Annotated in this window: 25 protein-coding genes; 12 read left to right on the top strand and 13 right to left on the bottom strand. The window is 33.5% G+C overall.

Annotated elements, in window-relative coordinates:
• Positions 1 to 47: 47 nt before the first annotated feature.
• From ATO12_RS07750 to ATO12_RS07725, 6 genes are all read right to left on the bottom strand, one after another.
• Entirely contained in the window at positions 48 to 473 is a 426-nt protein-coding gene (locus ATO12_RS07750; RefSeq protein WP_034240957.1) for an energy transducer TonB, read from the bottom strand.
• A 23-nt stretch (positions 474 to 496) separates the two neighbouring features.
• Complete coding sequence (locus tag ATO12_RS07745; protein WP_034240954.1) at positions 497 to 1321, bottom strand: thymidylate synthase; 825 nt, start codon at positions 1319 to 1321, stop codon at positions 497 to 499.
• 143 nt (positions 1322 to 1464) lie between these two features.
• Entirely contained in the window at positions 1465 to 3183 is a 1719-nt protein-coding gene (locus tag ATO12_RS07740) for a NupC/NupG family nucleoside CNT transporter (protein ID WP_240486109.1), read from the bottom strand.
• Positions 3184 to 3219: 36 nt separating this feature from the next.
• On the bottom strand, positions 3220 to 3837 hold the full coding sequence (locus ATO12_RS07735) for a bifunctional nuclease family protein (protein ID WP_034241345.1): 618 nt from the start codon (positions 3835 to 3837) through the stop codon (positions 3220 to 3222).
• An 86-nt stretch (positions 3838 to 3923) separates the two neighbouring features.
• Positions 3924 to 4892, bottom strand: coding sequence for an electron transfer flavoprotein subunit alpha/FixB family protein (locus tag ATO12_RS07730; RefSeq protein WP_034240948.1), 969 nt, complete (start codon positions 4890 to 4892; stop codon positions 3924 to 3926).
• 95 nt (positions 4893 to 4987) lie between these two features.
• The gene (locus ATO12_RS07725; protein WP_034240946.1) at positions 4988 to 5734 is read right to left on the bottom strand and encodes an electron transfer flavoprotein subunit beta/FixA family protein; all 747 of its coding nucleotides are present in this window, start codon (positions 5732 to 5734) and stop codon (positions 4988 to 4990) included.
• 229 nt (positions 5735 to 5963) lie between these two features.
• Here ATO12_RS07725 and ATO12_RS07720 point away from each other — a divergent pair, with 229 nt between their 5' ends.
• From ATO12_RS07720 to ATO12_RS07700, 5 genes are all read left to right on the top strand, one after another.
• Complete coding sequence (locus ATO12_RS07720) at positions 5964 to 6974, top strand: pyruvate dehydrogenase complex E1 component subunit beta (protein WP_262482572.1); 1011 nt, start codon at positions 5964 to 5966, stop codon at positions 6972 to 6974.
• A gap of 117 nt (positions 6975 to 7091) precedes the next feature.
• Positions 7092 to 9587 carry a DUF5686 and carboxypeptidase-like regulatory domain-containing protein gene (locus tag ATO12_RS07715; protein ID WP_034240945.1) on the top strand — a complete coding sequence of 832 codons (2496 nt, stop codon included), beginning with the start codon at positions 7092 to 7094 and terminating at the stop codon, positions 9585 to 9587.
• Between the two features lie 212 nt (positions 9588 to 9799).
• Positions 9800 to 10330: an inorganic diphosphatase gene (locus ATO12_RS07710; RefSeq protein ID WP_025665173.1), complete on the top strand. Its 531-nt coding sequence runs from the start codon at positions 9800 to 9802 to the stop codon at positions 10328 to 10330.
• Positions 10331 to 10459: 129 nt separating this feature from the next.
• A complete protein-coding gene (locus ATO12_RS07705) occupies positions 10460 to 12838 on the top strand; it encodes a sodium-translocating pyrophosphatase (RefSeq protein ID WP_034240941.1) in 2379 nt (792 codons plus the stop codon).
• A gap of 235 nt (positions 12839 to 13073) precedes the next feature.
• The gene (locus ATO12_RS07700) at positions 13074 to 14075 is read left to right on the top strand and encodes an App1 family protein (RefSeq protein ID WP_034240939.1); all 1002 of its coding nucleotides are present in this window, start codon (positions 13074 to 13076) and stop codon (positions 14073 to 14075) included.
• Here the strand turns inward: ATO12_RS07700 and ATO12_RS07695 are convergent.
• Positions 14072 to 14839 carry an XRE family transcriptional regulator gene (locus tag ATO12_RS07695; protein WP_034240936.1) on the bottom strand — a complete coding sequence of 256 codons (768 nt, stop codon included), beginning with the start codon at positions 14837 to 14839 and terminating at the stop codon, positions 14072 to 14074. The genes ATO12_RS07700 and ATO12_RS07695 overlap by 4 nt on opposite strands.
• A 139-nt stretch (positions 14840 to 14978) precedes the next feature.
• Between ATO12_RS07695 and ATO12_RS07690 the strand changes: the two genes are divergently transcribed.
• The 4 genes from ATO12_RS07690 (at position 14979) to ATO12_RS26340 (ending at position 18062) form a co-directional block, all read left to right on the top strand.
• Positions 14979 to 15392 carry an endonuclease domain-containing protein gene (locus tag ATO12_RS07690; protein WP_131248789.1) on the top strand — a complete coding sequence of 138 codons (414 nt, stop codon included), beginning with the start codon at positions 14979 to 14981 and terminating at the stop codon, positions 15390 to 15392.
• A complete protein-coding gene (locus ATO12_RS07685) occupies positions 15382 to 16644 on the top strand; it encodes a putative DNA modification/repair radical SAM protein (RefSeq protein ID WP_034240933.1) in 1263 nt (420 codons plus the stop codon). Before ATO12_RS07690 ends, ATO12_RS07685 begins: the two co-directional genes overlap by 11 nt.
• A gap of 11 nt (positions 16645 to 16655) precedes the next feature.
• Entirely contained in the window at positions 16656 to 17432 is a 777-nt protein-coding gene (locus tag ATO12_RS07680) for a TIGR03915 family putative DNA repair protein (protein ID WP_034240931.1), read from the top strand.
• Between the two features lie 189 nt (positions 17433 to 17621).
• Entirely contained in the window at positions 17622 to 18062 is a 441-nt protein-coding gene (locus ATO12_RS26340; RefSeq protein WP_034240930.1) for a hypothetical protein, read from the top strand.
• Positions 18063 to 18125: 63 nt separating this feature from the next.
• On the opposite strand, the gene ATO12_RS07670 is transcribed toward ATO12_RS26340, so the two are convergent.
• Complete coding sequence (locus tag ATO12_RS07670) at positions 18126 to 18701, bottom strand: nitroreductase family protein (protein WP_034240929.1); 576 nt, start codon at positions 18699 to 18701, stop codon at positions 18126 to 18128.
• 78 nt (positions 18702 to 18779) lie between these two features.
• On the opposite strand from ATO12_RS07670, the gene ATO12_RS07665 reads away from it, so the two are divergent.
• Positions 18780 to 19505: a methyltransferase domain-containing protein gene (locus ATO12_RS07665; protein WP_034240928.1), complete on the top strand. Its 726-nt coding sequence runs from the start codon at positions 18780 to 18782 to the stop codon at positions 19503 to 19505.
• The gene (locus tag ATO12_RS07660; RefSeq protein ID WP_034240927.1) at positions 19486 to 19920 is read left to right on the top strand and encodes a hypothetical protein; all 435 of its coding nucleotides are present in this window, start codon (positions 19486 to 19488) and stop codon (positions 19918 to 19920) included. The genes ATO12_RS07665 and ATO12_RS07660 overlap by 20 nt, the downstream gene beginning before the upstream one ends.
• 2 nt (positions 19921 to 19922) lie before the next feature.
• Here the strand turns inward: ATO12_RS07660 and ATO12_RS24675 are convergent, their stop codons facing one another.
• Complete coding sequence (locus tag ATO12_RS24675) at positions 19923 to 21047, bottom strand: pentapeptide repeat-containing protein (protein ID WP_165583348.1); 1125 nt, start codon at positions 21045 to 21047, stop codon at positions 19923 to 19925.
• A gap of 128 nt (positions 21048 to 21175) precedes the next feature.
• Positions 21176 to 21397, bottom strand: coding sequence for a hypothetical protein (locus ATO12_RS07650; RefSeq protein WP_034240925.1), 222 nt, complete (start codon positions 21395 to 21397; stop codon positions 21176 to 21178).
• A 220-nt stretch (positions 21398 to 21617) separates the two neighbouring features.
• Between ATO12_RS07650 and ATO12_RS07645 the strand changes: the two genes are divergently transcribed.
• Positions 21618 to 22757, top strand: coding sequence for a formylglycine-generating enzyme family protein (locus tag ATO12_RS07645; protein ID WP_051575677.1), 1140 nt, complete (start codon positions 21618 to 21620; stop codon positions 22755 to 22757).
• Between the two features lie 121 nt (positions 22758 to 22878).
• Here ATO12_RS07645 and ATO12_RS07640 read toward each other — a convergent pair whose 3' ends face one another.
• The 3 genes from ATO12_RS07640 to ATO12_RS07630 form a co-directional block, all read right to left on the bottom strand.
• Positions 22879 to 23535 (bottom strand): 4'-phosphopantetheinyl transferase family protein, encoded by a 657-nt coding sequence (locus ATO12_RS07640; protein WP_034240923.1) that lies wholly within the window; start codon positions 23533 to 23535, stop codon positions 22879 to 22881.
• Positions 23536 to 23690: 155 nt separating this feature from the next.
• Positions 23691 to 25079, bottom strand: coding sequence for an aspartate aminotransferase family protein (locus ATO12_RS07635; protein WP_051575676.1), 1389 nt, complete (start codon positions 25077 to 25079; stop codon positions 23691 to 23693).
• Between the two features lie 262 nt (positions 25080 to 25341).
• A complete protein-coding gene (locus ATO12_RS07630) occupies positions 25342 to 25863 on the bottom strand; it encodes a UpxY family transcription antiterminator (protein WP_034240921.1) in 522 nt (173 codons plus the stop codon).
• Positions 25864 to 26392 lie beyond the last annotated feature (529 nt).

Raw genomic sequence — 26392 nt, 5'->3', positions numbered from 1 at the left:
TATAACAAGGTTAATCCAATGTTAAAATTAAAATGTTAACCTCTATGTTATTGTGGTTTTCTAAACGTAATCGGGACAGTATAAGCGACAGCTATTGGTTTTTCTCCCCATTTACCGGGTTTCATCTTAGGGATAGCTCTAATTATTCTAATAGCTTCTCTTTGTAAATATCTATGTGCTCCCGTAACTTCGAGCACTTCTACTTTTCCTTTTTTATTTATAATAAACTCTACTGTTACTGTACCGCTTAATCCTTCGTTCATAGCGATCTCTGGGTACTCAAAATTTTGAATAATGTGATTTCTCAATTTTTGATCAAAACATTGTGTAGGGGTTTGTCTTGATCTATCACATTTTGGCCACAGTGGTGTGATTCCTTTTTCATTCGCATTTTCCTGCGATAAAATTATTGCATCCTGGGAAAAGGAAATTCCCGAAAGCAAAAGTGTTAAAATAAGTAATGTTCTTTTCATCGTAGTTCATTTAAAATTTGGGCTTAAACTGCAACCCTTCCCTTTATATGAGAGTGCGGATCATAGTCTACTAACTTGAAATCATCAAAAACGAAGCCAAAAATATCTTTCACCTCTGGATTAAGTATCATTTTAGGTAATTTTCGAGGTGTTCTAGATAGCTGAAGCTCTAGTTGTTCTTTATGATTGTTATAGATATGAGCATCACCAAAAGTATGTATAAACTCACCTGCTTCATAGCCACAAACTTGTGCCATCATCATAGTAAATAAGGCATAAGAAGCTATATTAAATGGCACTCCTAAAAAAATATCTGCACTACGTTGATACAGTTGACACGACAGCTTACCATTAGCAACATAAAATTGAAAAAAAGCATGACAGGGAGGTAATGCTGCCTTACCGTTAGCTACATTTTCTGAAAAAGACTTTGATGTATCCGGCAGAACACTTGGGTTCCAGGCAGATACCAACATACGTCTACTATCGGGGTTACTTTTAAGCGTCTCTACTATCTCTTTGATCTGATCGATCTCGTTATTATCCCAATTACGCCATTGATGACCATATACAGGACCTAAATCACCATTATCATCAGCCCATTCGTTCCAGATACGAACGCCATTCTCCTGAAGATAACCTATGTTGGTATCTCCCTTCAAAAACCATAATAATTCGTGGACTATAGATTTTAGATGTAGTTTTTTGGTTGTGACCATAGGAAATCCTTCACTAAGGTCAAAACGCATTTGGTAGCCAAAAACGCTTTTCGTACCTGTGCCAGTTCGATCTTCTTTTGCATTCCCATTCTCAATTACATGACGCACAAGATCAAGATATTGCTTCATATTCTCTCTTACAGTTTATATTAATCTTTAAAGTTAAAAGTGCTCTTCAAATATACAAAAAATAGCATACGAGGTACTCTTTAATTTATTGATTAAAGGATAGTTGTACAATAGTTTTTAACAGCCCTTTAATATTTTAATAATTATCCGATTATCATCCCGGCAATTGTGGCAGATAGCAGGGATGCTATAGTACCGCCGATTAGTGCTTTCATACCAAATTCGGACAATGTTTTTCGTTGACCAGGTGCCAACGAACCAATACCTCCTATTTGTATTCCGATTGAAGCAAAGTTTGCAAAACCACATAGCATATATGTAGCCATAATCACAGATTTATTATAAGTAAAATGCAGTGCATTGGCTGGATTTTTTAAATCTGCTAATTGTATATACCCTACAAATTCACTTGCCGCTAATTTAATCCCTAGAAGTTGCCCCATTAAAGCTATGTCTTCTTTGGCGACTCCAATCATCCACATTAATGGCGCAAAAAGATAACCTAAAATAAGCTCAAGAGATAAGTTTTGGTAAGCTGTGTTTGATGCTATCCAAGTGTTTACAGAAGTAATATCTCCAATCCAACTCAATACACCGTTCAGCATAGCAATAAAGGCTACAAACACTAATAACATAGCACCAACATTTACAGCTAGTCTTAAGCCTTCAGTTGTTCCGTTTGCTATAGCATCTAAAATATTAGATCCTATTTTTTCTGAAGAAACATGTACGTCTGTATTAATTTTTTCTGTTTGCGGAAATAGTATTTTAGAAATAACAATTGCTCCAGGAGCTGCCATTACTGATGCTGCTAATAGGTGTTTTGCAAATTGTAATCGTAAAACCGGGTCATCTCCTCCTAAAAATCCTATATATGCTGCCAGTACAGCTCCAGCAACAGTTGCCATGCCACCGATCATAACTAATAGCATTTCAGACTTATTCATTTTTTCTAAGTATGCTTTAATTAATAGAGGTGCTTCTGTTTGGCCTAAAAAGATGTTACCGGCAACACTTAAACTTTCTGCTCCGGATATCTTGAGTGCTTTGGTCAACAACCAAGCTAAACCTTTTACTACTTTTTGAATAATACCTAGATAAAATAATAAGGAAGTTAAAGCTGAAAAGAATATAATAGTTGGTAGTACCTGAAAAGCGAATATAAAACCAAAGGTATCCATATCTACAACCAAACCTTCAAACAGAAATTTACTTCCTGCTCTAGTAAAGTCTAAAACACTAACAAATAAGCTTCCAACCCATTCAAATACCATTTGAACAAACGGTACTTTTAAAACTCCAATAGCAATTATTAATTGAAATCCAACACCTAATCCAACTGTTTTCCAATTAATAGCTTTTCGGTTACTGCTAAATAAAAATGCAATTATCAGAAGTACTATCATTCCTAAAACCCCTCTCCATAAACTATTAAAAGAGAAACCCTGGTTAGGTATAAGTTGACTAACTTCTGCTACAGGAGTTACTTGTTCTGTTCTTTTCTGGGCAGAAAGAGCATATAAAATATTATTTTTTGAAATAACCAGTGTCGAATCTGTTAAGGTAGTAACTCTATATCGTATAAGAGAATCTTGAGCTGTCTCAGGAAAAAGTAAAAGAATATTATTTTGTTGTAAATAATCTCCTTGTAGTGTTTCTGAAGTACCATTAAAAGCATATGAAAACCGGCCTTGTTCTAATGAAAGATAATCTCCTTCTTTAACAGCAAAAGTTTCTTCTGCATCTCCGTTAACTTCTTCTAAAATCCATTTTTTTTCTATGGATTGTGCTGATAATATAGTGAAAACAAATAGAGATAATAGAAAAGTAAGTGCTCCTTTCTTCATATAAATTGAACTCATTTAAAATAGATTAGATCTTTAACTCTAACATATAAATTAGCCTCGTTTAGAAATTTCATCGCGAATCCTTGCTGCTAATTCATAGTCTTCATTAGTAACTGCCTGATCAAGCATTCGATTGAGTTCATCAATAGATAAGTCTTTATAACTTGTTTCTTTACCTACCATTTCTACGTCATCAGAAACCAATTCATCTACTAAAAGATTTTCAGGATCCATCTCATCATCCTTTTTAGGATTTACTTTAAGATATATACCAGCCTGATCCAAAATATTTTTATAGGTAAATATAGGAGCTTGAAATCGTAGTGCCAATGCAATTGCATCGCTTGTTCTGGCATCTATAATTTCTTCAATTTTATCGCGTTCGCAAATAACACTGGAATAAAAGACACCGTCTACCAGTTTATGAATAATTACTTGCTTTACTATAATATCAAACCGATCTGCAAAATTCTTAAAAAGATCATGGGTAAGTGGTCTAGGAGGTTTAATCTCCTTTTCTAAAGCAATAGCTATAGATTGTGCCTCAAAAGCACCTATAACAATTGGTAACTTTCTTTCTCCATCCACCTCACTTAAAATTAGTGCATAAGCACCATTTTGGGTTTGACTGTATGATATTCCTTTTATGTTCAGTCGAACTAAACTCATATTGCTCTCAATAAAAAAAGGCTGTTTGAACATGCGGACTTCTACATAGGTTCAAACAGCCCCTAATTGGGCACAATTTATGAAAATTATGCGTTATTCGACTTAAATTCTTTTAATTTTTCAATAAGTTTTGGAACTACTTCAAAAGCATCTCCCACTATTCCGTAGTCTGCCGCTTTAAAGAAAGGCGCCTCGGGATCATTATTAATTACCACTTTTACTTTACTGGCATTAATTCCTGCTAAGTGTTGAATAGCTCCAGAAACTCCAACAGCAATATATAGATTAGACGCAACTGGTTTTCCGGTTTGTCCTACGTGTTCACTATGAGGTCTCCATCCCATATCACTTACTGGTTTTGAACATGCGGTAGCTGCTCCAAGCACATCTGCAAGCTCTTCAATCATTCCCCAATTTTCGGGACCTTTTAGCCCACGCCCACCTGATACTACAATTTCTGCATCAGCAATAGAAACTTTATCTGTAGCTTTATCTACAGCAGTTACCTGTACTCCAAAATCATTATCAGAAAGTGATGGTTCAAAAGCTTCAGAAGCTGCAGATCCAGCATTTTCTTTAAGACCAAAAGCATTATTAGACAAACCAATTACTTTAACATCTGTTGGTATTTCTGTAACATTAAATGCTTTATTGGTAAATGCAGTACGTTTCACTTTAAAAGGAGAAGTACTCTCTGGTAATCCTACAACATTTGACGCATATCCGGCATTAAGGTGTACCGCTAATAAAGGTGCTAAAAATTTGCTATCTGCTGTAGAACTTACCACAACAACTTTTGCATCTTCTTGTACTGCTGCTTGTTTTATTGCATCTGCATATGCTTTTGCATTAAATGTAGATAGTTTATCATTTTTTATCTCTAAAACTTTATCTACTCCATACGCTCCTAATTCGCTACTATCTCCTCCATTAATACTTACAGCGGTTACAGTTGTACCAAGCATAGTAGCAACTTCTTTTGCATAAGATGCTACTTCGAAAGCGGCTTTTTTAAATTTTTGGCCTTCACTTTCTGTATATACTAAAATTGACATAAAAATTTTGTTTAATTTTTCCCGAACATGTTTTCAGGAACTGTTTGATTGTTTTGTTAATTTTTTATAAAGAGTTCAGAATGATTTAGTTTCAATTAAATCACCTTAGCCTCGGTATGTAATAATGTAACCAATTGATCCACATTATCAGGATCTACCAATGTTACTTCTCCTTTTGGAGCTGGTTTTTGAAACTGAACAGCTTTTGTTTCCTGATTTGCTTCAATGGGTTCTACTACAGTAAGTGGTTTTTTACGAGCCATCATAATTCCTCGCATATTAGGAATGCGTAAATCACTTTCTTCTACCAATCCTTTTTGTCCTCCAATGATTAAAGGTAGTTTAGCTGTAGAAGTTTCTTTCCCTCCATCAATTTCGCGTGTTACTGTGGCTGTATCTCCTTCGACTTCTAAACCGATGCACGTATTTACAAAATTAGCACCTGTAAGAGCAGAAATCATTCCTGGTACCATACCTCCATTATAGTCAATAGACTCTCTACCAGCGATAACAAGATCATAACCACCATCCTGTATAACTTTTGCTAATTGTCGAGCAACATAAAAGCCATCTGTAGCTTCGGTATTTACTCTAATTGCATTATCTGCTCCAATCGCCAGAGCTTTACGCAAAGTAGGTTCTGTCTCTGAACCGCCAACATTTGCAACATCTACAGATGCTCCTTGCTTTTCTTTAAACCACATTGCACGAGTTAACCCAAACTCATCATTAGGATTAATTACAAATTGCACTCCATTGGTATCAAACTTAGTATCTCCATCCGTAAAATTAATTTTGGAAGTTGTGTCTGGCACATGGCTAATACAAACTAATATCTTCATTTTATATATGTATTTTTTGAGAATTTAATAATAAAGGCGAAGGTACAAATAAAAAGTATAATTTACTATGCATGCATAGTAAATTTTTTCAATATTCTCCCCCTATCAAAGGGTTTTAATTGCTACTTTTGCCTTCGTTATGGCACAAAATATTTTTTTTAAATAAAATCAGAATAATTAAAATGATTATTACGATTACATTTACTAATCATTTTGATTCTAAAAATAAATGGTGTCGACTAAAAATAATAAAAACAAGCACATGAAGACCATACAATTCAGAGAAGCGATTTGCGAAGCAATGAGTGAAGAAATGCGACGAGATGAATCCATATATTTAATGGGTGAAGAAGTTGCAGAATATAACGGAGCGTATAAAGCAAGTAAAGGCATGCTGGACGAGTTTGGTCCGGATCGGGTTCTTGACACTCCTATCTCTGAGTTAGGTTTTGCAGGTATTGGTGTTGGTAGTGCTATGAATGGCAATAGACCCATTATCGAATTCATGACGTTTAATTTTTCGTTGGTAGGAATAGATCAGATCATTAACAACGCTGCAAAAATGCGCCAAATGAGTGGTGGTCAATTTAATATTCCTATTGTTTTTAGAGGCCCTACTGCTTCTGCTGGTCAATTGGGAGCTACACACTCACAAGCTTTTGAAAATTGGTTTGCCAATACACCAGGATTAAAAGTAGTGGTTCCTTCTAACCCAAAAGATGCAAAAGGATTATTAAAATCTGCCATTAGAGATAACGATCCTGTTATCTTTATGGAAAGTGAACAAATGTATGGCGACAAAGGCGAAGTACCAGAAGGTGAGTTTACCATTCCTCTAGGGGTAGCAGAAACAAAGAGAGAAGGTAACGATGTTACTATTGTTTCATTTGGAAAAATTATTAAAGAAGCATATAAAGCAGCAGATGAACTAGCTAAAGAAAATATTTCTTGTGAGATTATAGATCTAAGAACGGTTCGCCCTTTAGATCTGGATGCTATATTTACTTCTGTTAAAAAAACAAATCGATTAATTATTCTTGAAGAAGCCTGGCCTTTAGCTAATATTGCTTCAGAAATTACATATCAGGTACAATCTAATATTTTTGACTATCTGGATGCACCTATTCTAAAAATTAATACCGCAGATACACCAACTCCATATTCTCCACAACTATTAGAAGAATGGCTACCCAATAGTAAAGATGTTGTTAAAGCTGTTAAAAAAGTGATGTACAAATAAAATGAACTCCTTTATTTTGCGTTTCATCAGTTTTCGGAACATCGTCAAATGTAAAAATGGCCCAAAAATTGAGGTGATCCACTAATTATCGCAAGTATTAATCTTATATAGTATTAGATGAGACATTTGATTTTAGGAATACTTTTTACTTTACTGAGTTGTACATTTCTTTATTCACAAACTAAAGTTGGCGGCCAGGTTTATGATAGTAATAAGCAACCTGTTCCTTTTGCTAATATTGTATTTGCAAATTCTACAATAGGAACAATAACCGATGAAAACGGTAGGTTCTATATGGAATCCGACAACAATTATTCTAATGTCAAAGTTTCGTTTATTGGTTTTAAAACTAAGACCATAAAACTAACCAAACGGGTTACCTATAAGATGGAAATCATCCTCGAAGAGGAAGCTGCTGCATTAGATGAAGTTGTTATTTATAAAGGAAAAACTTCTAAAAAAAATAATCCCGCAATTGATATTCTAAGAAAAATCTGGAAAAACCGTCGGGAAAACGGAGTTAAAAAGTTTAAGCAGTATGCCTATGATAAATATGAAAAATTAGAATTTGATCTTAACACTATTGATAGTACTTTGATCAATAGTAGGATTTTTAATGGTATGGAATTTATTTTTGATGATGTGGATACATCAAGAATAACCGGAAAAACCTATTTACCTATTTTTCTTAATGAAGCACTTTCTAAAGTATATGGAGATAATCAAATTAATGAATACAAAGAAGTACTTACCGGAAATAAAAATGCAGGATTTAGTGATAACCAAACCTTAATCGCATTTGTTAAAGACCTGTACTCTGATTACGACGTTTATGAAAATTATCTAAAATTCTTTGACAAAAGCTTTACCAGTCCATTATCCAGAACAGGGATTAATGTATATAATTATGTCTTAACAGATAGCGCATATATAGATAATAAATGGTGTTACAACATTATCTATTATCCAAGAAGAAAAAATGAACTAACTTTTAAAGGGGATTTTTGGGTTAATGATACTACCTGGGCCATTAAAGAAATAAACCTGGAGGTTACAAAAAGCGCCAATATTAACTGGGTAAAAGATTTATACATCGAACAAGAATTTGATGTATTAAATGACTCTATTTTTCTAATCACCAAAGATTATTTTCAGTCTGACTTCGCTTTTAGTAAAAAAGAAAAATCACGTGGTGTATATGGTAAAAGAACTACTTTGTATGACAATTACAAATTTGACATAAAAAAAGACAAGAAATTTTATCAAAGTCAGGTAGACCCTTATGATCATGATATCTATAATAGAAAGGATTCATTTTGGGAAAATGCCAGAATGGAAAAACTGAATAAGGATGAGCAAAAAGTTTATAAATTACTAGATACCCTTAGAACTGTAAAAGCTTTTAAAAGACTTTATAACATAGGAACCATATTAGCAACAGGATATATTGAATTTAATGGCTTTGATTATGGACCTCTATTTTCTACAGTAGGGTATAATAATATTGAAGGATGGAGATTACGGGCAGGAGGTCGAACCTATTTTACAGCAAACGACAGATGGCGAATTGAAGGTTATGGCGCTTATGGATTTAAAGATCAAAAATTTAAATACGGTTTGTCTGGTAAATATTTAGTTGACCGAAAATCCAGACTTATTGTTTCTGCCGGAAATCGAAGAGATGTAGAGCAATTAGGTGCCAGTCTAACCAATACCAACGATGTTGAAGGTAGAAGTCTTGCATCATCCTCGATTATAGCTACAGGAGACAACAACAGGCTTACTTCTATTAACTTATCTGCGCTTTCGTTGCAATTAGAACCCAAAAAGAACTTTACTGTCGGGATTACAGGGTCGTTTAGAACTTTAAAGCCAGCAGATCGATCATTATTTAGTCTTGATTTTATAGATCCTGAGACTAACGAGCTTCAAACCGAAATCAAACAAACCGAAATAGCAACTTCTCTTGCGTATTTCCCTGGTCGAAAAACTACAGGATATGGAGTAGATAGAATTACTGTAAATTCTGGAGATTTTGCCACCATATTTTTAAACTATAGTGTTGGCTTAAAAGATATTATAGAGAGTGATTTTGAATATCAAAAAATTCAACTTTTATACCAACAACCATGGAATATTGGAGGTTTTGGGCGATTGAACAGTACTTTAGAGATGGGAAAAACTTTTGGAGATGTTCCCTTGGGCCTATTAAGTGTTATCCCCGGAAATCAAACCTATTTATCTATTTATAATACATTTCCATTACTCAACTTTTATGAGTTTGTGACCGACACTTATGCAACACTACATTTAGAGCATAATTTTAACGGTAGGATATTTTCCAGAATTCCATTATTACGAAAACTTAACCTCAGAGAATTGGTAGGTGTCAGAGGTGCATGGGGAGAAATATCTAATGATAATATTTTACTAAGTGCTCCTTCAAACGAAACTTTAATCGCTCCCAATGATCGGGTTTATTGGGAATATAGTTTGGGTGTAGGAAATATTTTTAAGATTTTCAGAATAGATTTTCATTTTAGAGGAAATTATTTTGATAATCCTGATGCCCGTAAATTTGGAGTTACCGGATCTTTTGGGTTTTATTTCTAAAAAAGTTACTACATATTCTGGCTTTTAAAACATTAGTCATACCATACAATCATTATATTTTTCTGTATTGTTACCGTATATTTTTATCTAAAAACCTTTTAGGTTATCACAATTTTAAGATTTAGCTAAAAAAGCAATAATTTTTCTTTATAAATTTTAACTAACCCCTTGTAATACCTATATTTGCCGCCCATTAAAAAGAGAATATAATTATGAGCGCAGCTACTAAAGAAAGCTTTGACGTACTAATTGAAATACCAAAAGGAAGTAGAAACAAATACGAGTACGATTTTGATATCAAAAAAATCAGATATGATCGTATGATCTTTTCCTCTATGATGTATCCTGCAGATTATGGATTTATCCCTGAAACTTTAGCTTTAGATGGAGATCCTCTGGATGTTTTAGTATTGGTTACAGAACCTACATTTCCTGGTTGTGTAATAGAAGTAAAACCCATTGGTGTTTTTCATATGACAGATGAAAAAGGTCCTGATGAAAAAATCATCTGTGTTCCCGTTTCTGATCCTATAGCTAGTCGACTGGCAGATTTAAAAGAAATGAATCCTCATTTAATAAAAGAAATAGAACACTTCTTTCAGGTATACAAAGATCTGGAAGAGAAAAAAGTTGATGTCGGAGGATGGGGTAATATCGATGAGGCTAAAGAAATTATCAAAGCCTGCGTTAAGCGTTTTGATGAACTAGAAAATAAACCAAAAGGACTATTTAGCATCTCCTAGTTTTTAAGTTAAAAAATTATACCACAGCACAATATGTATTAGTTACTATTGTGCTTTTTCTATTTAGGGTATTTTTACTACTTTTAGCGACTGATTAACTTAAACACTAATTAACTTAAAATATATTCAATGGAATCAAATATGATTTTTGTACCAATTGCGTTGGCAATTCTAGGCTTACTTTTTATGTTTATTAAAATGGCTTGGGTAAAAAAACAAGCTCCTGGAAATGAAAAAATGCAGGAAATTTCTAAAAGTATTAAAGAAGGAGCCTTGGCATTCCTTGCAGCAGAATATAGATTATTAGTAATTTTTGTTGTTATAGCTTCGTTAGCACTGTTTGGTATTTCAATGATTGTAGATACTACTAGCTGGATGATTGTACCTGCTTTTGTTTTTGGAGCCATATTTTCTGCACTTGCCGGTAATATTGGTATGCGTATTGCAACAGAAGCCAATGCAAGAACCGCAGAAGCAGCAAAAACAAGTTTACCACAAGCATTAAAAGTATCTTTTGGTGGTGGTACTGTAATGGGACTTGGTGTAGCAGGACTAGCCGTATTAGGACTAAGTTTATTCTTTATGTTTTTTACCGGGCAGTTTATGGGCAACGAAGGTTCTTTTTATGATAATATGACTATCGTATTAGAAGCATTGGCAGGATTCTCTCTCGGAGCAGAATCTATTGCTTTATTTGCTCGTGTAGGTGGTGGTATTTATACCAAAGCTGCCGATGTTGGTGCAGACCTTGTAGGTAAAGTAGAAGCAGGAATCCCAGAAGATGATCCTCGTAATCCAGCAACAATTGCTGATAACGTAGGTGATAATGTTGGTGATGTAGCAGGTATGGGAGCTGATCTTTTTGGATCATATGTAGCTACAGTACTTGCAGCAATGGTATTAGGTAATTACTTAATCAGAGATATGTCGCAAACAGGGCAATTTACTGATGCTTATGGTAACATGGGACCTATTTTACTTCCAATAGTTATTGCAGGAGTTGGTATTTTGGCATCTATCATAGGAACATTTTTAGTAGGTATTAAAAATAATGATGCTAAAGAAGCTCAAGTTCAAAAAGCATTAGATCTAGGAAATTGGGTAGCTATCATATTAACTGTAGTAGCGAGTTATTTCTTAATAGACATGATGCTTCCCAGCACTATGACTATGAATTTCTTTGGAGAAGGAGCTAAACAAATTCCTTCGATGAATGTATTCTATGCTACGCTAATAGGACTTGCAGTAGGTGCTCTTATTTCTGTGGTAACTGCATATTACACAAGCTTAGGTAAAAAACCAGTAATGGATATCGTTCAAAACAGTTCTACAGGTGCAGCAACTAATATTATTGCTGGTCTTGCAGTAGGAATGAAATCTACATTTTTATCGGTTGTATTATTTGCTGCAGCAATCTATGGTTCATACGAATTAGCAGGGTTTTATGGAGTAGCATTAGCAGCTTCGGCAATGATGGCTACTACAGCAATGCAATTAGCCATTGATGCATTTGGTCCAATCGCAGATAATGCAGGAGGTGTTGCCGAAATGAGTGAATTAGAAGATCACGTACGTGAACGCACAGATATTCTGGATTCTGTAGGAAATACAACTGCAGCTGTTGGTAAAGGTTTTGCTATTGCTTCTGCAGCTTTAACTGCTTTAGCTTTATTTGCAGCATATGTAACCTTTACAGGAATTGACGGAATTAATATTTTTAAAGCCGATGTACTGGCTATGTTATTTGTTGGAGGAATGATTCCTGTTATCTTTTCGGCATTGGCTATGAAATCTGTAGGTAAAGCTGCTATGGAAATGGTACAGGAAGTAAGACGCCAGTTTAAAGAAATCCCTGGTATTATGGAAGGAACCGGAACGCCAGAATATGCTAAATGTGTTGACATCTCTACTAAGGCAGCTCTAAAAGAAATGATCTTACCAGGATTAATCACTATTATTACTCCTATTATTATTGGATTACTATTTGGTGCAGAACCTCTTGGAGGATATATGGCAGGAGTTTGTGTATCTGGTGTAATGTGGGCAATCTTTCAAAATAATGCCGGAGGTGCCTGGGATAATGCTAAAAAATCATTTGAAGCAGGTGTAATGATTGACGGAGAAATGACGTATAAAGGTTCTGACGCTCATAAAGCTGCTGTAACCGGAGATACCGTAGGAGATCCTTTTAAAGATACATCTGGACCATCTATGAACATCTTAATTAAGCTTACATGCTTGGTAGGTCTTGTAATCGCCCCTATTTTAGGTGGACACACTTCTGAAACTGCTGTTGCATTTAACAATATTGAAGTGATACAATCGGCAAATAAAGATTCTGAAAAGAAAATCGAAGTTCGTATGAAAATGGAAGGTGAATTAGCAACTGCTACTGTTACTATAGAAACTTCTGAAAAAGGAAAAGTGAAACATGATGTAAAAAAATTAAAAGGATCAAAAGCTGAAGTAAAAGCAGAAATTGAAGCCATCAAAGCTTCAATAAAATAAGAATCCTAAAAATTAATGTATAGACAACCTCGCTCTTTGGGCGAGGTTGTTTATTTTTATGATATATGTAACTTACAGTGAAAAAAATATGATAGGTGCATTTGATTTTCGGGTTTAAGAATTTTATCTAAGAAATATAAATGAATTTATTTTTTAAAAAAATTAAATACATACGACTAATACATAAAATTGCATCAAACGCAACCTATACAAATTATTAAAATTTATATTTTTCATGTTTAAGAAAAAAGCTTTACGTATCAATACTTACCTTGGTTATGGCACAAATTCTATTTTTCGTGCAACAGGAAGAGCTCTTGAAGATGAAAATATTGATTTTAGTACAAATCAAAGTATATTTAAGACTTTACGGAATATCTACAGACAGCTTGAAAGTGACGAAATCAGGAATATCGAGATAGTACTAAAATTACCCAATGGACAAGTCATAGAAACACGTACAGATCTCGAAGGGTACTATGATCTGGAACTGGATATTCCTATGCTTTCTAAGTATATTGATGAAAACGGATGGATTACATACAGCGTATCCTACAAAAAAGAAAGTGCGCGTAAAGAAATAAGCAATGAGAACATATTTAAAAGCCAAATGCTCGTTCCATCGGATCAAGCAGAATTTGCCATTATAAGTGATATTGATGACACTATCATACATACAGGTGTCGCTTCATTATTTAAATGGAGAGTTATTGCAAACACGCTTTTCAAAAACTTTGATAAAAGAACTGCAGTAGAAGGCACGGTTAAATTTTGTAAAAAATTACATCTGGGCACCAAAGGATTACCTGTTAACCCTTTCTTTTATGTGAGTAATAGTCCCTGGAATTTATATGACTATTTAAGTGCATTTTTTAATAAACATCATTTCCCAAAAGGTCCAATTTTACTGAGAGATTTCAGAACTCCATTTGATAAAACACCAAAACCTAAAGTTCCGCATAAGCAGTCCGAAATAGCAAATCTTTTAACGATGTATCCGCATCTTAAATTTATTCTTATAGGAGATAGTGGAGAAAAAGATGCTGATATTTATACCAAAATAGCAGAGCAATATCCCAGTCGTATTTTGGCTATCTATCTAAGAAATGTAAAACATCGTCGAAAAGAAAAGCGAATTAAAAAGATTATAGATTCCTTTACCATCTCTCCTATTCTACTTGTACATTCTTATGATGAAGCTATCAAACATGCACAAGAATCCGGGTTCATAAACTAGTGTTTCAAACTTCTCACCTCAGAGGTTAATGCCTGCATCGCTTCTTGTAGCTGTTTCATACTGGCGGCATCAGAATTAGCATCAATATTAAAACTTAACTTGCTATTTATTTCCCAAAGCTCTACTATTTGATGCGTTTGAATCGTATAGGGTAAGTATTCAGAATTTAAAGAGATTAATGTTATTATAGAAGCATCTTCATTTTTTCTAATTTTCTTCACCACTACACTATCTTCCAAAACAATTACACAAATGGTATTATTACTCACTTCAGAAAGATTATTTACGGCTTTACCAATGACCCATTCTTTGGGCTCCAGTAATGGCAACATACTATCCCCTTCTACCTGGAAACCCCGGTATGTAGCATTTCGATATTCGGGTAAAGGAATATCAAAAGCAGGTAATTGCTGATACCAGTCTAAATCCTGAACATTATGTGGATATCCTGCGGCAGCTTTTACATTTACCAAAACTATATTTTCATTATTCTGAGAATCTATAGTTACTACTTTTGGAGATACATCTCCCAGGTGTAATTGTATTTTTTTTTGAGAACTCTCTCCAAACAACCACAAGGGATTAATATTAAACTCCTGCAATAATCTGGCTACAACTTTTCCTGAAATTTTGGTCTTACCCCTTTCTATATCTGCTGTAGAATTTTTAATCTGTAAGACCTTGGCAAAATCAGATTGGGTATAATGGTTTTCCTCGCGAATTTGTTTAAAACGCTTTATGGTTTGGTTGGTTGAATTATCCATAAAATCGAAATTTTAATAGTATTATCATATAAAAATGGTGCTATGACCTGGGATAATTAATAACAAAGATACAAGATTTTGGAATATTTCCAATTTTAACATAATTTTATTTTAATATTCATGGAAAAATTCCATAAATTTGGAAAAATTACAACTAAATACATCAACCATGTCTTCACAAACCATTCCTTTATACCAAAAAGTATCAGAGAAAATTATTAGACATTCACTGGATAGTTCTATTACATCTATCGACCAGCTTCATCAAAAACTCACTGAAAAAGGGTTTCATTTTCTTAGAAATAAGGCTGTAAAAAATTACAATTTTGATTTTTATTGTAGTACATCAAAAATTGCTATAGAAATTGATAGTTATGCACATGAGTTCTCGGATATTTATAACCTGGATGCGCCAAAAAAGTTATTTATTTCTTCCTTAGGAATCACCGTTCTTAGATTTACCGATTATCAGATATTAACCGATATCGAAGAAATTATAAGAACCATAAAAAATCAAATAAAAATGGCTAAAGAATGCGTCTATGTCGTTTGAGCGAATACGTCAAAAACTCTCTATTTTGGCAGATGCCGCAAAATATGACGTTTCATGCGCCAGTAGTGGTGGCAAAAGAGCCAATACCAAAAAAGGATTAGGAAATAATACAGGTTTTGGGATTTGTCATAGCTACACAGAAGATGGGCGCTGTGTTTCTTTATTAAAAATTTTACTTACCAACCATTGTATATATGATTGTGCCTATTGCATTACCCGAAAAAGTAATGATATTAAAAGAGCTGCATTCAAAATTCAGGAAGTCGTTGATCTAACCATTAATTTTTATAGAAGAAATTATATCGAAGGCTTATTCTTAAGTTCTGGGATATTTAAAAACTCTGATTTTACCATGGAACGATTAGTTGCTGTGGCAAAAAAGCTCAGGTTAGAAGAGAATTTTAATGGTTATATCCACCTCAAATCCATTCCCGGTGCCAGTGATGAATTAATGCGAGAGGCAGGGTTATATGCCGATCGATTAAGTGTAAATATTGAAATCCCCACCAAATCGGGTTTAAAACTTTTGGCACCTGATAAAAAACATGAAGATTTTATAAAACCTATGCAAAAGGTTAAAAATGAAATTATTCAATACAAAGCAGAACGTAAAATTATAAAAAGTACTCCCCGATATGCTCCAGCAGGGCAAAGTACACAAATGATTATAGGAGCAACTGGTGAGAGTGATCGAGATATCATGTATTCTGCCACCTATTACTACAAAAAGTTTAACATGCGTAGAGTATATTACTCTGGATATATCCCTGTTATGACAGACTCTAGATTACCCTCATTAGGAACCGAGGTTCCTGTTCTTAGAGAAAATCGTCTGTATCAAACCGATTGGTTATTGCGCTTTTATGGGTTTTCTGTTAACGAAATATTGAACGACACCCATAAAAATCTGGACTTGGATATTGATCCGAAGTTAAGTTGGGCATTACGTAATCTGCATCTCTTTCCTATTGATGTTAACAAAGCAGACAAAAGGATATTAGCCAGGGTTCCTGGTATCGGTATGCAATCTGTATTTAAAATACTACAGGCCAGGAAATTTAGAAACCTGGATTGGTCCCACCTTAAAGCCATTGGTATAGCTCTAAACAGAGCCCAATATTTTATCACTTGCAATTCTAAGGATTTTTATAAGAAAGATCATGATCCTTATACCTTAAAAACCAAAATCCTAAAAAGTTCTAATAGCAAGTATAAAAAATACTTTAATCAACAATTAAGTCTTTTCTCTTAATATCAATACTTATGAATCCGCAAACGATATTACTATATGATGGGAGTTTTGAAGGGTTTTTAAGTTGTGTTTTTATGATATATGATCAAAAAATACCTGATGCCATTATTAGAAAAGAATCAGATACCAATACTCAATTATTTACAATAACAGAAGAAGTTATTACCGAGAAACATAAAGCATCCAGAGTATGGAAAGGATTTACATCTAAAACAACCCGAAATGAACAACAGGATTTCTTTAAAGTATTCTTGAGTGAAATCAAAGGTGTAGAAAATACATTATTGAGCTATATGCAAAACACTTTTACCAAAAAAGACAATAGAAATATTGATTTCGGTAATAAAGATATTCTAAAAATTAGCCAGGTTGCCAGAATGGTAGGTCGGGAAAAACACAGAATGGAAGCGTTTGTACGCTTTCAATTAACAAAAGACAATATATATACTGCTACGGTAGAACCAGATTTTAATGTTTTGCCCCTAATCATTCATCATTTTAAGGATCGCTATGCCGATCAGCAATGGGTCATCTATGATATTAAAAGAAATTATGGTATCTACTATGATCTACATATAGTAGAAACAGTTACTATTGAAGGTTTTTCTCGAAAAAAGACTCGTATTTCAGATGAGCTACTCGCTCAAAATGAAACTGAATTTCAAAAACTATGGGGAACCTATTACAATAATGTGAACATAAAATCCCGTAAAAACAACAAATTACATAGACAACACCTTCCAAAACGTTATTGGAAGTATCTAACCGAGAAAAACAGTAGCTTATAATATTATATTGTTAAGAAATCTTTATCTATGTAAACCCTTAATATACAAGTGTATTAGGGATTTAGACCTATATTATACTCGAATAATAAAAACTAGTGTGTATTTTTTACCCACCTTAAATTTCGAATAGATAAAATAAAGTATTAGATTTGACGTTTAAGTAACCAAAATTAACTATATCTATTTATTATGAAAAAATTTTTTTTAGGAGCTTTAGCTCTAGTATTTTTAACAGTGATCTCTTGTAAAGATGCTGCTAATAAAGCTGAAGAAGCAGCAGATACAGCAGGAGAAGCTGTTGAAGAAGTTGCAGAAAAAGTAGAAGAAGCTGCCGAAGAAGTTGCAGAAAAAGTAGAAGAAGCCGTTGACGGTGTTCCTTCTTTTGATAACGCTGAGGTGCAAGATTATGTAAATAAGTATGAAGAGTATATGGCTGCATACAAAAAAGCTGCTGAAAGTAAAGATATGACTGCTTTTGCTGAACTTGGTCAACAAGGTCAAGCACTTGGTACAGCAGCTCAAGAAATTGCTGGGAAATTATCTGGTGATGATGCTAAAAAGTGGACTGACTATATGACTGCTAGTGCTGCAAAAATGCAAGAGTATGCTAAAGCAATGACTCAGCAGTAGTCGTATTTAAAATACAATACGTCGTATGACTTATAAAAACCATCCACAATGTGGATGGTTTTTTTATTCTATCCATTGTACTTTACTCGCTATCGGTTCTCGTTTTGAAGTATTTTTCTCGTCTTCATCATAATACCCTAGATAAAAGAATCCCAGACAACGCTCTCCTTCTTCAAAATCAAAAAAATCACCCATATAGTTGATTAACTTGGGACTGCTCCAATAACAACCAATATCGTTTGCTGTGCAGGTCAGCCACATATTCTGTACTGCCATTGCAGTCGAGGCAACTTCTTCCCACTCAGGTACACGTTCCTTTGGATCACGTTGCATACAAATCGCTATTATCGCGCTAGCAGATTTACAATTATTGATTATTTTATTATACTTAAATGCAGAAAAATCTTCATCAGAAGTGATATCGGTATATGTATCTGATAAAAAAGCCCCCAATCGATCTTTGGCTTCTCCTTCTACCACTTTAAAACGCCAGGGTTGTGTAAGTTTATGTGTCGGAGCCCAATTTGCATTTTCTAACAACATATTAATCAATTCTTTAGACACATTTTTTTCATTGTATTGTGCCGGAAAAACAGATCGTCTCCTTCTAATTATTTCATTGATATCGGTTTTAAACATCGTATTTTCGTCTTTTTTTGTAAAGTTATTATTATTCTAAAGACTAAAAACGCCCATATCATTAATTAATATAATATTGTGAACCTTAGAGTTCGACTACATAAACCTGAGCAACTAGACAATTTATCCCTGTCAGGAGGAATACTTAATGCTACATTAGATAGCTTAAAATTTATAAATACTTATTTTGGCAATCACAAACAATTAAGTAAAGCGATACTACAATATTGCAAAACGCAACCAGGAGTAGAGAGAATTCATATTGTTGATATTGGTTGTGGCGGAGGAGATTGTATTATGCATATCTCAAAAACACTAAAGAAGCATAAAATAAAAGCTACTTTTACGGGGATTGACGGCAATCCTAAAAGTATTTTTTATGCACAGCAAAATAACCCCGACCCTACTCATATTCGCTTTCATACCGCTAATGTTTTAGATAAAAATTTTGCTTTACCAGATTGTGATGTATTGATCAGCAGCCATTTTATGTATCATTTTAATAACGAAAGCCTAATCGATTTTTTAAAAAAGTTACAATCTAATACCGTAAAACATATTATTTTTAGTGAGTTATACAGAAGTAAAATGGCTTATCATATATTTAAAACAGTACGTTTTATGCTTCCGGTTTCGGATATGGCAAGAAAGGATGGATTGATTGCTATACAACGGGCTTTTACCAATAAAGAATTAGAAACAATTATTCGCAAGAGTGCAATAGAAAAACATCGTATTACCAAAAAGCCGTTTTTTCGTATGATTGCTCAAATATATCTTCATGATGAAAAAAATATTATCTAAACATGTAAATACTCTAAAAGAGGCACCAAAAACTTTAATCCTAACGTATATTGTTATTTATTTCTTATGGGGATTGGGGATGAATCGTTTTGGAGCAGAAGTAGAAATTGCCAGATTTACATACTGGTGGCAAGTAATCACATGTTACATTTTATATATGGTGCCTATTTCGATTATCTTAAAACAATATTCTTTTTTTGAACAATATGCATATGGATTGGTTGCAATGGGAATATTAGAATTTTTAGGATACTGGCTTCAATCATCCTATGCATATCCCGATAATATACTGGACAAGATATTTAACCCTCAAAACTTCAGTTTAGGGATGGCTTTATTCTTTGCATTATATTTTCCGGCAGGAAACTGGCTCGTTAAAAAAGTACACGGCCTAATTTTTATACGCGATAAATAGTATTATTTTTTGGGAACCAGAACAAACTGTTTCTTTCCTTGTTTTTTAATCCTATATTTTTTTTCGATCTCTCCAGCTCCCTTAAGGTCTAAAGTGTCCGAAACATATGTTATCCAATCTTGTCTATCTACAATAACATTATCCAAAATGGCATCTGTTAAATTTGCATTTTCTAATTTGGCTCCCCATAATATCGCTTCAGAGAGATCGGCTCCGCTAAGGTCTACTCCATACAAATTAGCATTTGTAAAATCAACACTTAACAATTCTGCCCGTTGCAGATTAGCATTATGCAATCGTGCTCTTTTCAAATTACCATCAGATAAATTAATTTTGCTCATTCGCACTTCTTTAAGGTCGCAACTTTCCATATTTGCGGCAGGCATCTGAGCTTCTGTTAAATCAGAATAATCTAATCGTGCATATTTAAGATTAACACCTCTTCCCAGGTTAACCTTTCTAAGATTTGTATATCTAAATTCTGCCGAATTTAAAATATCTTGTGAAGATTCCAGACCCAAATCACTTTTTAAAAGCGTAAATAGCAGTTGTCCTCGTTCTGGACTAATTGGTTTATCAATTAGCACTCCATCATCAATATAGCGATATGGTTTCATCGCCATACACAGACCAACTATTCTAGCTTCTAATGTTTTACTTATATTACGACTACCAGACCCTTTATATTTCAATTCCTCGTTTAAATCGGTAAGAACATCACCCATTACAAATACCAATGATGATCTTCGGTCTGCTTCTACAAGATTGTTCTGACTGGTAATTAATTTATTTTGATTCATTAATAGTTTTGTCTGAAAAATCAATACCAATGAAGGAACTACGGCAAATAAAAATGCAAATAATCCAATTCTTGTCACTCGCCAGATTACACTAGAAGACACATCAGAAACCGTATCTACAGAAACTGTTTTATATTCTTTATACTCATTTATAGCAGCACTAATACTTCTCTTAAGTCGATTGCCAAAAATTGGAGTACTGGATTTTTTTAAGAGCCACCATCTAAATCTTCTTTTTTTCTGTTTCCCTTTATTAATTTTATCCAGTTTATCCTGAAGTAATTTATTTTCGTTTTTTAACCGTTCAATATAATCTTGTTCGTTCACAGTGCTATAGATTTGGATATTAAAACGCATAAGATATAAAAGTTATTACTACTTTAAAAAAAAGAGAGCTTTCTTAACGCAGTAAAAAAGCCCTCTTCGATCATAGTAAAATCAGTAGTAGTATCTTTTCATTCGAGATAAGTCGAGATATCTTCTGCAATATCCTCTATTAATGAGAGTTCCTCCTGGTCATCGATTAGATGAATAGTTTTTATCAAAAGCTGTACATATCCCGCTACATATGCTTTCTTTTTTTTATCGCTCACATACTCTTTGCCTTCTACCACTATAAATGCGATTAAATTGCGTATGATCAATTGGATCTCTGAAATATCTAGCTCTTTTTTCATTAGAAATATTTTAAGTAACTCCCTAAGAATTAGATACTAAAATATAATTATGCTATTCAAAAAATAAAAAAACAGCCTAATTAAAAGGGCGATCTTCGATTAAAAGCAACTTTTATCGTTTTGTAGAATACCCCAAAAGCTTTATCTTTTTATGATCTAAAAAAGATTACATTTGAATCACCAGCTTAAAACAACTTAGATATAAAAACACAATTACTACATGAACAGCGATATATACTGCAAAAGATATAGAAAAGAGATACTACTACTTATCTTTTTTGTAATAATTACAAGTTGTAAGAAAGAACAAGAGCATAAAAAAGTTGAAAGGACCTTAACTAAACAGCAGACACAAATCATTAAAGATGTACCAAAAGGAATAGCAATACCAGAAGGAATGGTTTGGATACCAGGGGGAAGTTTTAGTCAAGGGGCTGTAAAAAATGATCCTATGATCATGAAACATGAGACTCCTGCTCATCCCGTTTCTGTAGATGGGTTTTTTATGGATATAACAGAAGTCACGAATGCACAATTTAAAAAATTTGTAGATGCTACAAACTATATAACAGTGGCAGAACGAGAGATTGTTTGGGAAGAAATGAAAAAGCAATTACCTCCCAATGCTCCTAAACCTCATGATTCTATATTGCAACCCGGTTCACTTATTTTCAAAAAAACAAAAGAGAGTGTTCCTAATCTTTTTGACTATTCTCAATGGTGGTTATGGAAAATTGGAGCCAACTGGAAACACCCTTTGGGGCCAGAAAGTTCTATCGAAGGAAAAGACGAATATCCTGTTGTGCATATAGCTTATGAAGACGCTGTGGCATACTGTAAATGGGCAGGTAGAAGATTACCCACTGAGGCCGAATGGGAATATGCCTCACGAGGCAAAGAAAAAAATAGTATTTTTTTCTGGGGAAATGATATCAAGGACTTAAGTAGTTATGCCAATACATGGGAAGGTGAGTTTCCTCTACAAAATACCAAAGCAGATGGTTATGAAAATAAAGCCCCTGTTCGTTCCTATCCGCCTAATTCATATCATCTCTATGACATGGCAGGGAACGTTTGGGAATGGACACAAGATTGGTACAATACAACGTATTACAATCAATTAAAACAACAAGGATTAACTCATAATCCTAAAGGTGCCGAAAAACCGTATAATCCTAATAATCCTGCTTTACGAGAAAAAGTCATAAAAGGCGGTTCTTTTTTATGTAGCGATTCTTATTGTGCCAGTTATCGTAATAGTGCACGAATGGCTACTAGCACAGATTCTTCGCTTGAGCATCTAGGATTTAGAACGGTTTTAAGTGTTGGTATGATTAGTAATTCGAAAAAAAAAGAGTAAATATCCTTGGGGTAAACCCACAAGGTATTCGACCTAAGATCTTGTTGAAGAATAGGATTAGTTTAACCATCTATGTTTTGAAATTACCGAAAGATTGAAATCGTAAATGCTATACATCGACCTATACTATACAAGAGTCATAAAAATTTATAGCATGCATGTTAAATGTTGATAACTCATTGGTTGCGATTGCTACACTATACCCTTTGGTAAATACAAAATCCTGCACAAACCATAATTTATCCTCAAAACAAACCGTGTTATTGGTCACTTCAAGCTCATTTAGAGGAATATAAAACCCGCGACCATCTGCCTTAATAACGCTTTCCTTAATCGTCCAATATTTATAAAACGTATTTAACGAACAACTCGCACTGTTAATTTCATCCCATTGATCCAGAGTCATTAAGTTCCTGAAATCTTTTAGGTTTCTCTCTCGGTGTTCTTCAATATCAATACCAAGCCTGATATTTTTTCCTATTGCACAAATCACATAATCTCCAGAATGGGATATGTTAAAATCATATCCATCCAAGGTTAAATATGGTCGTTTGTGTGAACTATACTTGATAAGATCCCATATGTTGTTGATATCACAACGCTTTAATGCTTCAATCAATAACAATCGCCCAAACAAATGCGAATGTCTATCTTGCCAACGAAGGTATTTTGAATTTTTTTCCCTTAAGTCTGGTGGTAGCAAGGACAAATACTCCGAAAAAAGATTCTGATCCAATGGTTTTGTAAAGGATGTAAAAAATATATCTATAGAATGCATTCTTAAATCTTTTCAAACCTAGTAATAGAGCCCGTATCAAATAGTTTTGTAAATACAGTGTCGAATATTTCATTAATGGCACTCACTTATTTTATAGATTTTCTCTCTGGAAACGGGTTGTTTTTATAAGTTACATTGTTATGTGGTACATGGATTTAGGCGAGAGCAGATTCTAAATATTCTTCCATACAAACAGCTATAGCTTCTTTCATAATAGCTATTGCCGCATCTACAATATTATAGGTAGTAACCAACGGAGGAACTAGTCGTAGTACATTGTTATAATGCCCTCCTACTTCAAACAATAAACCTCTTTGAAAACACTGAGATCTGAATTTCTTTACAAATTCTGGAAAAGGTTCTTTGTTCTTTTTATCTTTTACAAACTCTACTCCAATCATCATTCCTCTCCCTCTTACTTCTCCTATAAACGGATTTTCACTTTCTAATTCCTGTAATTTCTCTAATAAATAGGAACCAATTAATATCGTATGTTCTTCTATATTATTGGCTTCAATAAAATCAAAGGCTCCTCTTGCTGCAGCTATACTAACCTGGTTTCCTCTAAAAGTCCCTATATGTGCGGCAGGTCCCCAGGCTTCGACTTCTTTTTTATAGATTAATCCCGAAATTGGAAATCCAATTCCTCCAAAACCTTTAGAAAAAGTGATGATATCTGGTACAGCACTGGTATTCATAAATTCTAAAAAACTACCGGTTCTAAAAAAACCAGACTGTATCTCATCAAATATTACCAGTACATCATTTTCATGTGCAATTCTTACTAACTCCTCTAAATATCCGTCTTCTGGAACAATATTTCCTCCTTCACCCTGAATGGGTTCTATAAGAATTGCAGCTGGTTTAGATATTCCAGAATGACCGTTGGTAAGTATATTTTTAAAATAAGCTATACCATCTATCTCATTGTTATTATTGGAGGTACTTCTATAAGGGTAATTATAAGGTGCAAAATGAACATTTGGCATCAGGGATGTTAAATTATTTCTGAAAAATGTATCCGAAGTCACCGCCAAGGCCCCAGAAGTCATACCGTGATAACCTCCTGTAAAAGCGATTATACCATCTCTACCAGTTTTGATTTTTGCTAACTTGATTGCCGCTTCAACAGCATCAGAACCCGTGGGTCCACCAAAACTCACTTTATATTCTTCTCTAATGCTTTTTGGTAAGTGGTTAATTATTTTTTGAATTAATAAGAGTTTATTTTCTGTGGGAAAATCTAAGGCATGAATCAATTCTGATTGTTGTTTTTTTACATATTCTAAAACAAAATCATTACTATGCCCTACATTTAAAACACCACATCCACCAAAAAAGTCTATAAATTGGTTTCCGTCTACATCTTCAATAATACTTCCTTTAGCTCTTTTTATAGCTATAGGCATACTTCTCGGATAAGAAACTACACTACCTTCTATGTCTTTTTGTAGATCTAGTAAGAGTTTTGATTTTTCTCCTGGTACCGAAGATGAAACTATTTTTGATGTTTCTGATAAATGGTATTCTTTAAGTGAGTTCATTTTTTAGTTTTTTGATTGTTATTTGATTTATTTATGCATTTGATGATCACACAATCTTCGATAATGAAGCTATGCGATAGTATACAATTGCTCGACAATGCTAGAATTACTACTATCAAAGCAATTTTTATAAATGTGGAAATTGAAAAACGACAAGGGTTACCTCCTTATGCGTTCATACATACTCATTGTACGTATGATGAAAGTAACTGAGCTATCTTGATGTTTATATTTTTTGGGTTTTTATATTATCAAAATTTATTTAAGCTACAACTTCAGAAATGCAGGATGATGGTACTGTTGCTACAATATTTTGTTTAATAGAATCAATGCGCACGACGACTTTATTTTCATTATCGGCTTTAATGATTTCGCAGTTTAAGCCTTTTAGCGCACCTTTGTCTATTCTTCTATATTCGCCTACTTTTAATAATGGTGCATAATTTTCTACTTTCATAGGTACATTCATATTTAAAAGAAGTTTAATTGAGTTTATTTCATATTCATGAACTTTGGCAAATTCTTCTCCAAAGCGAATGAAAAAGCAATACGATTTTACAGATAACACTTTATGCGTATCTTTTTTTAAATTAATTTTCACAAAAATATAGGAAGGAAATAATGGCATTTCTATCTCTTTTTTTCGATCACTCCATTCTCGAACTGTTTTAACCAATGGTAAAAATGTCTCTATTTGATTTTCTTTCAACAGGTTTTCTATTTTTCTTTCATGACGTGCCTTTACATATAGCACATACCATTGATCGGGTTTACTAATACACATATTCTAAGGTTTTAAGGGTATATTGGTTTATTTAATTGATGATATAGCTCATCATATGACTCGCAATTCCTTTTTGGTAAGGTTTTTTATGAACTAAGATTATTGAAAAATAATTTTTGAAAAGAGATCAATTAGGCATAGAAATAATCTCACTTAATCAATCTTTTTTACAATAAAAACAATGGGGTAGTTATATCATTTAACTTATACGAATACGTCTTTTCCTAAAAGCCATTTCAAATGTACAAATCTTAACCAACAGGATGTTTATGGCAAAACCGCACTTAAAAAGAACGCAATTAACAAGGGTTTTTAAAACACTAATAAACAGTGTTTTAAAAAACAAAAACATTCTCATCATGATATTATTTAACCGACAAATAACATTTGATTAACAAGGAAATATTTTTCTGAATTGCTCATAAAAATGTTATTTTTTCGCTCTAAATTAATCAGTAACAGGGATAACATTTATTTCTACATTTCTACAATCTTTTATAAACATAAAGAACACCTTGAAGGATATGAT

It is taken from the genome of Aquimarina atlantica, assembly GCF_000626715.1.
In the GTDB taxonomy this organism is placed as follows: domain Bacteria; phylum Bacteroidota; class Bacteroidia; order Flavobacteriales; family Flavobacteriaceae; genus Aquimarina; species Aquimarina atlantica.
The sequence above is the reverse complement of the archived record's forward strand: the minus strand, read 5'-3'. Positions and strand labels throughout refer to the sequence as shown.